The organism is Brevibacterium sp. UCMA 11752 (assembly GCF_021532235.1).
In the GTDB taxonomy this organism is placed as follows: domain Bacteria; phylum Actinomycetota; class Actinomycetes; order Actinomycetales; family Brevibacteriaceae; genus Brevibacterium; species Brevibacterium antiquum.
The window spans coordinates 1,825,145-1,838,657 of the sequence record NZ_JACBOS010000003.1; the positions used below are offsets into that span (position 1 = coordinate 1,825,145).

The 13,513-nt window shown below is 63.3% G+C and carries 13 protein-coding genes; 5 read left to right on the forward strand and 8 right to left on the reverse strand.

Annotation, left to right across the window (positions count from 1 at the left end; genetic code table 11):
* Positions 1–61 precede the first annotated feature (61 nt).
* The 3 genes from HU144_RS08160 to galE all read left to right on the forward strand — a co-directional run bounded on the left by HU144_RS08160 (position 62) and on the right by galE (position 3,974).
* Positions 62–1,102, forward strand: a complete 1,041-nt coding sequence (locus HU144_RS08160) for a baeRF2 domain-containing protein (protein WP_235350930.1) — start codon at positions 62–64, stop codon at positions 1,100–1,102.
* Positions 1,103–1,251: 149 nt separating this feature from the next.
* A complete protein-coding gene (locus HU144_RS08165) occupies positions 1,252–2,844 on the forward strand; it encodes an FMN-binding glutamate synthase family protein (RefSeq protein ID WP_235350931.1) in 1,593 nt (530 codons plus the stop codon).
* Between the two features lie 131 nt (positions 2,845–2,975).
* Positions 2,976–3,974 carry a UDP-glucose 4-epimerase GalE gene (gene galE, locus HU144_RS08170; RefSeq protein ID WP_235350932.1) on the forward strand — a complete coding sequence of 333 codons (999 nt, stop codon included), beginning with the start codon at positions 2,976–2,978 and terminating at the stop codon, positions 3,972–3,974.
* Positions 3,975–4,034: 60 nt separating this feature from the next.
* On the opposite strand, the gene HU144_RS08175 is transcribed toward galE, so the two are convergent.
* From HU144_RS08175 to HU144_RS08195, 5 genes are read right to left on the reverse strand one after another with little or no spacing between them, the layout of a single operon-like run.
* Positions 4,035–4,700, reverse strand: a complete 666-nt coding sequence (locus tag HU144_RS08175; RefSeq protein WP_235350933.1) for a DUF6320 domain-containing protein — start codon at positions 4,698–4,700, stop codon at positions 4,035–4,037.
* Entirely contained in the window at positions 4,697–6,100 is a 1,404-nt protein-coding gene (locus tag HU144_RS08180; RefSeq protein WP_235350934.1) for an alcohol acetyltransferase, read from the reverse strand. Before HU144_RS08180 ends, HU144_RS08175 begins: the two co-directional genes overlap by 4 nt.
* Positions 6,097–7,059, reverse strand: a complete 963-nt coding sequence (locus HU144_RS08185; RefSeq protein ID WP_235350935.1) for an alpha/beta hydrolase — start codon at positions 7,057–7,059, stop codon at positions 6,097–6,099. The genes HU144_RS08180 and HU144_RS08185 overlap by 4 nt, the downstream gene beginning before the upstream one ends.
* Before the next feature lie 55 nt (positions 7,060–7,114).
* Entirely contained in the window at positions 7,115–7,867 is a 753-nt protein-coding gene (locus HU144_RS08190) for a class I SAM-dependent methyltransferase (protein ID WP_235350936.1), read from the reverse strand.
* A gap of 14 nt (positions 7,868–7,881) precedes the next feature.
* On the reverse strand, positions 7,882–8,748 hold the full coding sequence (locus tag HU144_RS08195) for an alpha/beta fold hydrolase (RefSeq protein ID WP_235350937.1): 867 nt from the start codon (positions 8,746–8,748) through the stop codon (positions 7,882–7,884).
* Positions 8,749–8,802: 54 nt separating this feature from the next.
* On the opposite strand from HU144_RS08195, the gene HU144_RS08200 reads away from it, so the two are divergent.
* Complete coding sequence (locus tag HU144_RS08200; protein ID WP_235350938.1) at positions 8,803–9,168, forward strand: MerR family transcriptional regulator; 366 nt, start codon at positions 8,803–8,805, stop codon at positions 9,166–9,168.
* A gap of 127 nt (positions 9,169–9,295) precedes the next feature.
* A complete protein-coding gene (locus HU144_RS08205) occupies positions 9,296–11,104 on the forward strand; it encodes a formate--tetrahydrofolate ligase (protein ID WP_235350939.1) in 1,809 nt (602 codons plus the stop codon).
* 39 nt (positions 11,105–11,143) lie between these two features.
* Here HU144_RS08205 and HU144_RS08210 read toward each other — a convergent pair whose 3' ends face one another.
* Genes HU144_RS08210 through HU144_RS08220 form a run of 3 tightly spaced genes read right to left on the reverse strand, consistent with a single transcriptional unit; the run spans position 11,144 to position 13,502 of the window.
* Positions 11,144–11,761 carry a response regulator transcription factor gene (locus tag HU144_RS08210; protein ID WP_235350940.1) on the reverse strand — a complete coding sequence of 206 codons (618 nt, stop codon included), beginning with the start codon at positions 11,759–11,761 and terminating at the stop codon, positions 11,144–11,146.
* Positions 11,758–12,885, reverse strand: a complete 1,128-nt coding sequence (locus HU144_RS08215; RefSeq protein WP_235350941.1) for a sensor histidine kinase — start codon at positions 12,883–12,885, stop codon at positions 11,758–11,760. The genes HU144_RS08210 and HU144_RS08215 overlap by 4 nt, the downstream gene beginning before the upstream one ends.
* 20 nt (positions 12,886–12,905) lie before the next feature.
* Positions 12,906–13,502, reverse strand: coding sequence for a DUF6069 family protein (locus HU144_RS08220; protein ID WP_235350942.1), 597 nt, complete (start codon positions 13,500–13,502; stop codon positions 12,906–12,908).
* Positions 13,503–13,513: the final 11 nt, after the last annotated feature.

The following is a 13,513-nucleotide window of genomic DNA, read 5'->3' on the forward strand; positions in this document are numbered from 1 at the left end:
CCTTTTTTGGACTTCCCCCGGTCGTCGGCAGACGCCGACGAGAACAGATGAGGAGCTGATGATGAACCTCGAGAATTTGCGCACGGTATATGACAACCAGGGACCTTTCGCTACCGTCTACCTGGAGGGACGCTCGCCCGCGGCTGATTCCGAGCAGCAGGTGCGACTGAGGTGGGACGGACTTCGGGAGAACCTGGCGAATGCCGGGGCAGCGGAAGAGATCCTGTCACATCTCGACGACACCATGATCGTCGACGACATCTCAGAGGTTCAGGCCGACGGGCGAACCGTCGTTGCCAACTCGGCCGGGGTTGTCCTTGACGAGCACTGGGACGCTGCGCTCGGCACAGGCGACGCTGCGCACTATTCTGAGGTTCCTGAGCTGGGCGCCTATATCCGTGAAGGAACTCGCTTGGTGGACGTGGTCCTCATCATCGCCGATCAGGAGGGCGCCACCATCCGTGAGCTGCGGGTATCCCCACAGCATGAAGCAAAGCAGCACGATGAGTCGCTCATCACCGGCGACAATGATGAGGATATCCACGCACCTCGAGAGGGGGCGATGTCCCACAACCAGATCCGGCGCCGGGCCGATGAGATCATCAAAGACAACGCCCGCGCAGTTGCCGAGCATGTCGATGGGATTGTGAGGGCCCGCGTCCCGGACCTCGTTGTCGTTGCCGGAGAAGTCCAGGGTCGCACCGCAGTGAAGTCCGAGCTGTCGACCAGAGTCAATGAGCTGATGCACGAGATCTCACAAGGAGGCACGGACGACGATGCGGCTGAAGAGGCACTTTATGCCGCCTTGAAGTCCCTGGCTTCCGACCACATCCAGGTTAAGCAGAGCGAACAGATGGAGAACCTGTCCTACAGCAAGGCTCACAGCCTCGCAGTGGAAGGTCATGAGAAGGTCTCTCAAGCCGTTCAGCGGGGCGCCGCAGCGACCGTGCTCCTCAACTACGACGTCGGATCCGAAGGCGAGGGAGCGATTCTGGCCGAGGCTGTACTTTCCTCAGCAGACGTCGGCCTCATCGAGGGTGAGGCGGCCGACGGAATCGCGGCGATCCTGCGCTATGACGTCTCAGCGGCCTTGGCCGACTGAACAGCTCGTCACGCTGGCCGGCCAGGGGTCGTGACTCTAGCTGCCCAGAGGCCGTGACACTGGCTAGCCGGTGACCGAGTGCAGATGCGGGATGCTGCCTTCTCAGCCGGAGAACACGCCACGAATTGGATGTGTGTGAGGAGAGCAAGATGGGCCGTTTCCTGATCCTTGGATCATTGTTCGTGGTGCTGGTTGCAGTGGGCTGGGCTGCGGTCGCGGGGGCATGGGCCTGGTGGGTGCTGGGAGCAATTGTTCTGGGCCTGGCGGGTGTCGCCATCTACGACCTGACGCAGAAGAAGCATTCGATTCTGCGCAACTATCCGGTGGTCGGTCATATGAGGTTCCTGCTCGAAACTCTGCGGCCCGAACTTCAGCAGTACTTCATCGAACGCAACTGGGACGGTCGGCCTTTCGACCGTGACATCCGCTCGATCATCTACGAGCGGGCTAAAGGCATCCACGGAGAGAAGGCCTTCGGCACGGAGCGCGATATCAGCGCCGCCGGGTACGAATACCTGCTCCACACCACTGCACCTGTCGCGCAGCCGGAGCAGACTCCACGGGTGCTGATCGGTGGTCCGGACTGCTCGCAGCCCTACAGCATGTCACTGCTCAACGTCTCCGCCATGAGCTTCGGATCTTTGTCGCCCAACGCCGTCCTGGCACTGAATAAAGGTGCGGCGATGGGCGGCTTCGCTCACGACACTGGGGAAGGTGGGATCTCTCCTTACCATCTCGAGAACGGCGGCGATCTGGTGTGGGAGCTTGGGACGGGATATTTCAGTGCCCGTACTTCCAATGGTGATTTCGATCCTGAACAGTTCGCGGATCAGAGTTCCCGGGAACAGATCAAATGTGTTTCGCTCAAACTGAGCCAGGGCGCCAAGCCAGGTGTTGGGGGAGTGCTGCCGGCCGCCAAGGTCAATGCGGAGATCGCCCGCACACGGGGCGTTCCCGAAGGCGAGAAGTGCGTCAGCCCGTCGGCGCACAAGGTGTTCGAGACGCCGACCGAACTCATCGAATTCATCGCCCGAATGCGAGAGCTTTCGGGCGGAAAACCAGCTGGTTTCAAACTCTGCGTCGGGTCCAGGTCTGAAGTCTTGGCTATGTGCAAGGCGATCCTCGACGTCGGCACTGCGCCGGACTTCATCATCGTTGACGGTGCCGAAGGCGGCTCGGGAGCAGCACCTCTGGAATACGAAGATCACGTGGGCACTCCGCTGACGGACGGGCTGATCACCATGCACAACGCCTTGGTGGGAACCGGCCTGCGCGAGCGGATTCGCATCGGTGCCAGCGGAAAGGTCGCTGCGGGAAACGACATCGTCAAACGCCTCATCCAGGGCGCCGACTACACCAACTCGGCTCGCGCGATGATGATGGCCGTCGGCTGCATCCAGGCGCAGATCTGTCATACGGGACTGTGTCCGGTCGGAGTCACGACACAGGATCCTAAACGGCAGCGTGCTCTCCACGTCGGAGACAAGAGCCAACGCGTGCTGAACTACCACGAGTCCACCGTCGAACAGGCAATCGAGATCATGGCATCGTTGGGGGTCAACGACCCCAAGGATCTCCACCCGGGGTTGCTGCAGCAGAGCAGCGGCAGCAATGAGCATCGTAAGTACGCCGATCTCTACGAATGGCTCAAGCCCGGAGAACTGTTGACTCAGCCTCCTGAGTCCTGGGCCGATGATTGGAACGCGGCAGACTCCGGATCCTTCGGTTCGCGTCGAGCATAGTGCCTCGCTGGAATCTCGGTTCAGGCACCCAGTACTCTTAGGTGAATACCGTGGTCGGCAGCGGTGCTGACCGGGTAGCAGACCACGTGTGGCCATCACTTGCAACCGAGGCATGAAGGAGAGGACGAGGCATGACAGTTCTGGTGACCGGAGGGGCCGGATACATCGGCTCCCACGTAGTGCGGCTGCTGTCCGAACGCGGCGACGACGTTCTTGTCGTCGACGACCTTTCCACTGGTATCGAGGCTCGCGTCACCGGCCTGCCGATCGTCAGCATCGACCTTGCCGCCGCCGACGCCGAGGATCGTCTCGTCGCTGCGATCGAGGAGCATTCGGTGGACTCGATCATTCACTTCGCCGCGAAGAAGCAGGTAGGGGAGTCGGTCGAAGAACCCATCATGTACTACCGCCAGAACGTCGGCGGACTCACGAATGTCCTCGCCGCAGCCGAACGCACCAACATCGAATCCCTTGTCTTCTCGTCTTCGGCCGCGACCTACGGCATGCCCGATGTCGAGATGGTCGCCGAGGACCTCGACTGCCGACCGATCAACCCCTACGGACAGACGAAGCTCATCGGCGAATGGATGATCGACAATGCGATCACCTCGGCGAGGATGCGCGGTGCGAAGTTCAACGCCGTGAAGCTGCGCTACTTCAACGTCGCCGGAGCCGGCTGGCCCGAGCTCGCCGACACGGCAGTCATGAACCTCATCCCGATCGTCCTCGGCCGCATCGCAGACGGCAAAGCGCCCATCGTCTTCGGCGACGACTACGACACCGCCGATGGCACGTGCATCCGCGACTACGTCCACGTCAAGGACCTCGCCGAGGCGCACATCGCTGCACTCGACTACATGAAGTCAGGTGCCACCTCGGAGACGGTGTTCAACGTGGGCACCGGCACCGGAGCATCGGTGAAGGAAGTCATCGACGCCATCGCCGAGGCGACCGGACGTGAGATCGTGCCCGAAATGGGCGAGCGTCGCGCAGGTGACCCACCCGCCCTCGTCGCCGACGTCTCCCGCATCGGTGCGCAGTTGAGCTGGAAGGCCGAGTTCGACCTCGACGAGATCGTGCGCAGTGCCGTTGAGGCAGCGGGGATGCTGCCCGAACGGTCCAGTGACTGAGCTCGAAGCCTCGGCGAGGGCTGCTCTCGACTGGGCGCGCAGCAGATCTGTGCGCGAGGTTCAGACATGCAGGCGCCTGGCGAGTTCGAGGCGGACTTCCCGGCCCCGAGCAAGCTGCAGCAGCACCAGAGCGAAGATGCTGAGGCCACCGCAGAGAGCCGATGGCAGGGGGTACGTGACCCAGCCGAATGCGAGGAACACGATGGGCGCCAGACCCAGCACCGCCGCCAAACCGCTGTAGAGGATATGCTCCGTCGCCTCGAAGCGCATCGCCCTGACCGTGATCAGGAGGGCAGCGATCGAAGAAGCGCAGACGATCGGCAAGGCGTACGTCAGTGACCAAGCACGCCAGCCGGTGAGGTAGTCCCAGTAGACGCAGACCAGACCGATGAGGACGACGAGATAGATGGTGCCCTTAGCGACATTGCGTCGTTTGCGAACTGCCATGAGGACCACAAGCCACATAGCGGTGACCCCCAGCCAGCCGGAGCGAAGCACTCCGAAGCCTTCGGGTTTGTGGCCCAGCAGGAGCTGGGCCGCCAAGGACCCAGCGATCACGACGAGCGAGGTCAGGAACAGTATCCTGAGCAGCCGGCGCCTCGAGAACGTGAGGGGAACCGTCGGCAGCGGACTCGGCACCGCGTCCCCCATGACAGGAGCGTTACACAGGGGACATCGGGTCCAAGCGCCCTCAATGGCGACGGAGCACTCGGGGCATCGTTTCATGATTGCCCCTCCGCGATCTCATCCTCGGTGACTCGTTCAGCGGCGACCGTGACATCGACCCCCTCGGCAGTGAGCATCCGAGTGAATTCCCTGATGTGATCGGTTTCGACGAATGGTGATGTGAAGCTGACGGCGAGAAGTCCGGCGTGGGACGTCGCGCAGAATTGCGGGCGGACTGCGGAGACATGGAACAGGACGCGGCCCACATGCGAATCAGCTGGTTCGGGCAGGCTCATGCGCCCCAAGTTCGAGACGGCGACGCTCAGACCACGGTTGCTGTGCCTGTTGGCCATCCCGAGGATGACATCTTTGAGCGGGCGCGGCATGATCCTCAACCCGGGCATCCGCTCGACTCGGATGAACCATCGCAGCTTCTTCTCCAGCGCCTCGTGGGTCGCCTGGGGCAAGAACTGGCTCTCGAGCTGTTTGCAGATCGAGCCGAGATCGTCCTCGCCCTGGCCGTAAGTGTGTTCCACACGGACGGTTGCGAAGAAGTTCCGTGCAGACTCCGAGGGAAAGAACTGGCGCAGATTCACCGGCACCGAAGCGGCCAGAGTCCGAGCCCGTCCCAGACCACCCGAGGAGATGCGAATGGACTCGAAGAACAGTGCCGTCAGGTACATCGTGAGCGAGACGTCGGCGGCTCGCGCAAGCCCGAGCACAGCGTCCGTGGGCATGGTGAGTTCGACAGCGCGTGTGCGGTTGTCCAGGGTGCGGGTTCCTCCGACCCGGTGGACCTTCTTCTCCGCCGGACGGCGCAAGCGGCTGATCTTCCAACGATCGGCAGGCGACTGGGAGCTGTTAACGAAGGAGAATGTGGCCGACCGGGCTGCCCGGCTGAAAACGGAACCGGACGCGGGCGACTGATGCCGTTGCCGGAAGTGATCCGCAAAGCTGTCGATGCTCAGCCCATGTACCGGTTCGGCCGGTGCCTCGTCGACTTCGGTGTTGTCTTCGAGCTGCGGACTCAGGTCGGAGTCGGGATACCGCAGTCTGATGTATGCGTTCACCAGGTCGGAGAGGAACCATGCCGCACCGGTGCCATCGGACAGCGCGTGGAAGACCTCGAGGCTGATCCGCCGACGATGGTGGACAACGCGGAACAGCAGATTGCGCCGACCAGCCTGGTAGATGGGGGCACACGTGTGCTGCTCATCCGCGGTGACCTGCGGGTGCATGTCACTGTCCTGCAGGTAGTACCAGAATAGGCCGCTCTGCAGCACTGCGTGGTAGAGCGGGTACCGGTGATAGGTCTCGTCCAGTGCCTGCTGCAGCAACTCGGGGTCCACGTCGTGATCCACCTCGGCACTGAGGCGAAAGACTTTGGGATCCGCGGCGCTGCGAGCCGCGAGGAAGATGTTCGAGGCGTTGTCGAGTCGTACCCAGTCCCGGTGGGTCATTTCGACTCCTGGGCAGGCTGCTCGCCCTCGACTGTGTCGTCGTTGAGGAACGCGTTGATCACCTCATAGGCTTCTTGGACGGACTGGGAGAACCTGGGCAGCGAGATGAAGCCATGCAGCGCTCCGGCTACCCGGTGTATCCGCACCGCGTTCCCGGCTTCGGTGAGGGCGTGTCCGTAGGCCTCACCCTCATCGCGCAGCAGGTCCAACTCCGCGGTCATCACCAGGGTCGCCGGTTGGTTGGAGAGGTCGTCTGCCACCAGCGGAGCGACAAGAGCGTCGAGCCGCTGCTGACGGTTGGGAACGTAGAGGTCGAAGTAGTCTTCGACCTCGGTGTTGGTGAGTAGATAGACCTCGCCATGGGTGCGCACCGAGCCGAATGGGGAGGACTTCGGGTCGTGGTCCCAATGCGTCACCGGATAGAGCAGGATCTGCCGGTTCGGTAGGCGAAGTCCGCGTTCTCGCAGCAGCAATGAGATGACAGCAGCGAAGTTCCCTCCGGCAGAATCTCCGACCAGGACGATCTGGTCGGCGTCTGCGGCACCCACCCGATGCGGTTCGTCCAGCAGCAGTCGGGCGACGTCGTAGCAGTCCTCCAATCCTGCCGGGAACGGGTGCTCCGGCGCGAGCCGGTAGTCGACGGAGGCGACGACACAGCCAGTGAGGTCCGCCATCCGGGCACACGCCGGAGTGTACGTCTCGATGTCTCCGGTGACCCAGCCACCACCATGGAAGAAGACGAGGACATCCTCGCGGCGTTTCTCCTTCGGCTGGAAGATCCGGACAGGGACATGGGAGTGTCCGTCGCGAGCTAGGTGGTGCCAGCGCGAGGTCCTATACGGTGGCATCAGCAGCACGGCGAGCCGGCGCTGCATCCGGCGGACCTTCTCGTAGTCCTCACGCATGTTGAGCCGGGGCGCGGCGAACAGGCGCAGCACTGCTCGAGACAGTCTGTTCACGCGCGGGAGCCGGTTCGGGGAGTGGAATCTTCCATGCCGCCAGCTTAGAGGCAGGTCAGTTGGGTTTCCGAGCCGCGATGAGATGGCGAGTGGAGTGCGCGACGAATGGGTCGCCTCGGCGGAACCGGCCATCGAGTTCTTGCAGCTGGGACGGGTAGTCCTCGACGCTGAAGCCCGGCACCCACCAGGGGCATTTGCGCAGGATCCAGATGACGGCACCGATATCGTAGAACTCCATGCGGCAGCGCGCAGTGCGCAGGCTCTCGAGTGCGAGTCCGGCCGCCTCGGCGTCATGGACCTCTGTGTCAGGATGGCGGCTCCTGCGGTTCTCCGGCTGGGGCCCGACGAAGAACTCAATGAGTTCGAACGCCGAGGCCGGTCCGACGTGTTGGGCGAAGTAGGTGCCTCCGGGGACAAGGACCCGCGCGATCTCCGACCACTCGGGACGCACCGGATGGCGAGAGCTGACCAAGTCGAAGCTGCCATTGGCGAAGGGGAGACGCTCGGGGCTGGCCTCGACGACATCGACCCCGCGCGGGCTCAGGCGCTTCCGGGCGGCGACGACATTGGGCGGGTGGGCCTCAGTAGCGGCCATGCGCGGTGGCAGCAGTGGAGCCTCGTCGATGACCTCACCACCGCCGGTGTCGATGTCGAGGGCGGCGCTTGCAGTGGACAGGCGTTGGGCGAGCAGTTGGGCGTAGCCCCACGGTGGCCGTTCTTCGGTGGCGCGTCCGTCGAGCCAGGAGAAATCCCACCCGGCGACATCGGCGGCCTGTGCCTCGGTGACCAGTGTGTCGAAGGTGCGCATAGTGCAATCGTTGCCTATGCGTCGAGTGCTTGTACAGGTGGTCCTGCGAAATCGGTGGCAAGCCAGGCCTTGACCTCTGTTGCGAGTGACGACGGTGCTTCGAGGGGCACGAGGTGCCCAGCTCCCGGGAACCAAGTGACTTTGGGATTGCCAGGCAAGGTGCGGGCGAGTCGCTCGGCCTGTTCGGCAGGTATCCACGGATCGTCCGCTCCCCACCCGATGCGTGTCGGACAGCGAACCTCGCCGAGGCGGTTGACGATCGGGTCCGTGTGCTCGGGCCGTAAGCTGGCGATCTGGTGGTAGAAGGCTGGTTGACCTGCGCCTGTGCACCAGGGAGCCGCGAGTTCCTGGACTGACGAGTGGCCAAATCCCTCGCCTCCCGCGCCGGCGATGTATTCGGTGACAAGGGCGCTGTGCAGTTGCGGAGGAACTGCCGCGAAGACCGGTTCGTTCTCAGCCACCAAGCGGAAGAACGGTGAGCCCCATGGGTCCAGGGTCACGATGTCGAGCAGGTACAGCGAAGCGAAATCGCGGTTCTCGAGCAGGTGCGCGCCCAGGGCGACGGCTCCTCCGATGTCGTGGGCGATGACATGCGGCTTCTGAATGCCCCAGATGTCCAGAAGCTCTGCCAGACGACGACGTTGGGTGACGAGGTCAACGGCAACGGCCTCCTCGGCGATGGAATCACCGTATCCGGGCATGTCCCATAGAAACACTCGATGATGGAGGCTGAGCTCGCGGGCCAGCGGCAGCCACATCCGCGATGACCATGGTGTTCCGTGACAGATGACGATATCGCCGAGGTTGTCTTCGTCTGAGGTCGGTCCGATGACCTGAGTGGCCACCACGGGGCCGTCGTGAAGTGTGATGTTCTCTTTCATATTTCGAACGTAGAACTTCAGGTCAACCTGAAGTCAAGGTGTCATCATAGTGGCATGAAGATCGGTGAAGCGGCGCAGCGCCTGGGGATCGCCGCACATGTGCTGCGGCATTGGGAAGACGAAGGGGTCGTGGTTCCTGACCGCACGGCCACAGGCCACAGACTGTACGAGTCTGAGCATCTGGCTCGGTGTCGGATCGTGCTCTCCTGCCAGGACGTGGGGATGAGTCTGGCGGAGATCCGGGCGATCGTGCACCGTGGTGAAACGGGGCGTGCGGAGATCATCGCGGCACGGATCGCCGCCATCCGGGCCCAGCGCTCTTCACTTGATTCAGCTGAGAGGTTCCTGCTCCATGTTCGTCAGTGCCGGCACGACCTCATGGCCAGGTGTCCGGAGTGCTCGCAGTATTCGCAGGCCTGATGCCCAAGGCCCGAGGTGAAGTTGAGATATGGCGTTCACGATTGCTCAGCAGCGCCACCTCGGTGTCGGGTGAATTTCATCCTTCGAAGGTGGTCACAAAACACCTCAGAAGCGGCATGATGGCACTATGACCACAGATATGGATATTGCGCTCAACGCCGAGCTCGACTCGATCATCGATATCGCCGCCGGCCTGGGTCTGAAATCACAGGACATCATTCCCTACGGATGGACCAAGGCCAAGGTCCCCATCGACGTGCTTGACGCCGCTGCCGAGACCGCCACCGATGGGAAACTCATTCTCGTCACCGCCATGAGTCCGACACCGGCAGGTGAGGGTAAGACCACGACGAGCATCGGACTGGCCGACGGTCTCAACGAACTCGCCCGGTCGAAGCCCGAAGTCGGCAAAGCTATCCTCGCGCTGCGTGAACCGAGCATGGGGCCGGTCTTCGGCATGAAGGGCGGAGCAGCCGGCGGGGGATACGCCCAGGTGGTGCCGATGGAGGACATCAACCTCCACTTCACCGGTGACTTCGCGGCCATCGCAGCTGCGAACAACCTCGCCGTGACCATGCTCGACAACCACATCCATCACGGCAATGAACTCGACGTCGACGTCAGGCGCGTCCACATCCGCCGCGTCGTCGACCTCAATGATCGAGAGCTGCGCGGCGTCGTCGTGGGCCTCGGCGGCCTCAACGGGGGAGTGCCCCGTGAAGATGCCTTCGACATCGTCGTCGCCAGCGAGGTCATGGCGGTCTTCTGCCTCTCGACCTCATTGACCGACCTCAAGGAACGTTTGGGACGGATCGTCCTCGCGCACAGTCGCTCACGAACCCCGATCACGGTCGCCGACGTCGGTGCTGCCGGCGCGATGACTGCTCTGCTGCGTAATGCGCTGGAGCCCAACCTCGTCCAGAGCCTCGAGCATTCGCCGGCATTCATCCACGGTGGTCCGTTCGCCAACATCGCCCACGGCTGCAACAGTCTGCTGGCGACGAAGGCCGCGCTGACCTTGGGTGATTGGACCGTGACCGAGGCCGGCTTCGGTGCCGACCTGGGTGCAGAGAAGTTCCTCGACATCAAATGCCGCGCCGCCGGCATCTGGCCCTCGGCCGTAGTCGTCGTCGCCACCTTGCGAGCGCTGAAGTACCACGGCGGCATCGAGGTCAAGGACGTGCAGACGCCCAACACCGAGGCGGTGATCGGGGGAATGAGCAACCTCGAACACCACTGCGGGAACCTGCTCAACATCTACGGGATCACCCCGGTCGTGTGCTTCAACCGGTTCCCCACCGACACCGACGAGGAGATGGCAGCCGCGATCGCGCACCTGCGCTCGAAGGGCATCTCGGCCGTCGAGTCCACCCACTGGGCCGATGGCGGCAAGGGTGCGCTCGCCCTCGCCGAGGCGGTCGTTGAGGCTGCCGGTGGTGTGGGAAATGCCGGCGCTGCCGTCGACGATGGCTCAGTGTTCGTCGCGGGAACAGCCTCGGGTGATGCTGAAGCTCCACCACCTGGCACTTCGTCAACCGGCACCTCGTCGGATGGGTCGCCGCGGGCACAGTACAGCTACGAACTCGACCTGTCCCTGGAGGAGAAGATCCGTACGATCGCACAGCGGATCTATGGCGCGGCCGATGTCGACCTGCCGACCACGGTCACACGCAAGCTCAAGCAGTTCACTGACGAAGGCTACGGTGATGCCCCCATCTGCATCGCCAAGACCCAGTACTCGCTGAGCACGGACGCGAGCCTGCGCGGTGCACCCAAGGATCACATCATCGAGGTCAAGGACGTGCGCCTATCGGCCGGTGCGGGCTTCGTCGTCGTCATCGCCGGTGACATCATGACGATGCCCGGCCTGCCCAAGGTGCCCTCGGCTCTGAAGATCGATGTCACCGAGGACGGGAACATCACCGGGCTGTTCTGAGCCACCAGAGTCAATGCATTGAGACGCGGTTGCGGCTGTTCAGACCCAGCCCTCGTGGCGGGCGCTGTGCAGTGCCTCTGCGCTGTTGCGTGCCCTCATTTTGCCGATCGCATTCGAGAGATAGTTGCGAACGGTGCTCGGTGACAGGTGGAGAGCAGAGGCGATGTCGGCAACAGGTGTTCCACCGTCTGAGGCGATGAGCACCTGGACCTCACGGTCCGACAGCGGATTCTCCCCGGCGCTGAGCGCCTGTGCTGCCAGCAGCGGATCGATGACCGTCTCACCGGCGACAACCCGACGGATCGCCGCGGCGAGTTTCTCCACTGGATCATCCTTGACGAGGAATCCTCGTGCGCCGGCATCCATGGCACGGCGCAGATACCCGGCTCGTGCGAAGGTCGTGACGAAGATGATGTGTGTGTCGGTCTCCTCGTGGGCTCCGGACAGGTGCAGATCTTCGAGCGCCTCGAGTCCACTTTGACCCGGTAACTCGATGTCGAGGAGAAGCACATCCGGGCCGAGGTCCTGGACCAGCTGGGTCACCTCCTCACCGCGCCCCGATTGCCCGACGACGGTGATGTCGTCTTCGAGGTCGAGGAGGCTGATGAGCGCAGACCTCATCAGGGTCTGGTCCTCGACGACGGCGATTCTGATCATGACTGGTCCTCTCTCATCGGCACAGTGACCGAGACTGCGAATCCTCGCTCATCGGTGAGGATGTCTACTCGACCGCCGAGGCGCTCGGCCCGTTCGCGCAATCCGGTCAATCCGGATCCCCGCTCGCTGCCGTTCGCACCCCGACCGTTGTCGCTGATGTCCAGAGTGGCGGTCCCGTCGCGGACGGCGACCGTCATCGAACAGGTCGAAGCGTGCGCATGGCGCAGCACATTGGTCGCGGCTTCTCTGACCACCCAGGCAAAGAGCGTGTCCGTGGCCCGGTCGAGTGGGGGCAGCGGGTTTGTGACCTCGGCCTTCACCCCTGCATCGGCGAGGGCATCGGTGGCAAGTTTAAGCTCCTCGGTCAGCCGGATCTCGCGATAGCCGACGACCGCCTGACGGACGTCGGCCAAGGCGGTGCGACCGATGTCCTCGATATCGCGAGCATGCGTGGCCGCAGCCTTAGAGTCCGCCTCGGCGAATCGTCGGATGGCTTCAGACTTGACCACGATGACCGACAGCGTGTGTCCGAGGAGGTCGTGCAGGTCTCGTGAGAAGCGCTGACGTTCTTCGACGACGGCCAGCGCGGCCAAGCGGCTGCGCGTGGCCCGCAGCTGTCCGACCAAGTCGGCGAGGCAGCGGATGAGGTAGGTGCTGGCCCCGGCCATGACCGTGGCGAAACCGAACTGGAGCGCATTGCTCAGCGACATGGTTGCGAATCCCTCGGCGAAGGTGCCGCTGATCGACAGTCCCATGACGAAGCCGAAGGCCGCACGGCGTCGAATCGCCGTTGCCGCGGCGATGGCGAGCAGCGGGTAGAGGAAGCCCTGACCACCTTGAGAGAAGACGAACTGGATGACGACGAGGGCTGTCAGCCCGAGCGTGCACAGTTCACCCGCCCACTGCGGCCCATCGCTGTGGGCCACGATGATCGTGACGACGTAGACGACTGCGATCACGAGATAGATGCTCAGGGTGAAAGTGTTGCCGGCCATCGCGTTCGACACGATCGGTGCCAGAAGGAGGATGGGCAACCAGATCAGGGCGAACACTGGCCCGCGGGTGCGTGCGACCCAGCGAGTGAGCTCGTCATTGTGGTCCGTGGCAGGAGCTTGTGTGGTCATGGGTGCCTCCGTTTCGTACATTACTCGGAGACCGTCGGGGTTGCGGCGACAGCGTGGTTCGGATCGAAGCTGGCTGGCTGCGTGCGGCGGCGATTGCGCTGTGGCAGGACGAGTCTGAAACCGGTGAGCACGGTGGCGCCGACGACCAGATGCATGAGCTCGAGTACCAGCAAAGACGTGCCTGAGGCTCCCGAGAAGGGAGGGGCGGCCAGTGACGCGAGAAGGACCACGCAGCCGAGCACCGTCCATTCGGTCAATCCGCCGCGCAGACTGCGCAGGACGATGAGCGCCAACCACGCGGCGCAGCCGACGAGCAGTGCGGTGGAGACGACCGCCGCGGGTCCAACCGTTGTTGCGGCAGTCGAGAGGGAGACCCCGGCGACCGGAACGGCCACGATCCAGATGGTCAATGCGGCTGCGGCCGCGGCAGCGATCGTGACGAGTCCGCCGAGCAGGGTCCGGCGGCGGGACGGCCTGTCAGGTACAGGTGCTGATGTGCTGTGATGGCGCATGGCGAGCCTCTCATCGAATCTGATGCCGGAATCTCCGACATCATCAACGCTATTGCGGCTCAGCCAAGCGGAGTAGGGGGCACAGTACCGAAAGGGAAGTGACATATGTCCTGCAG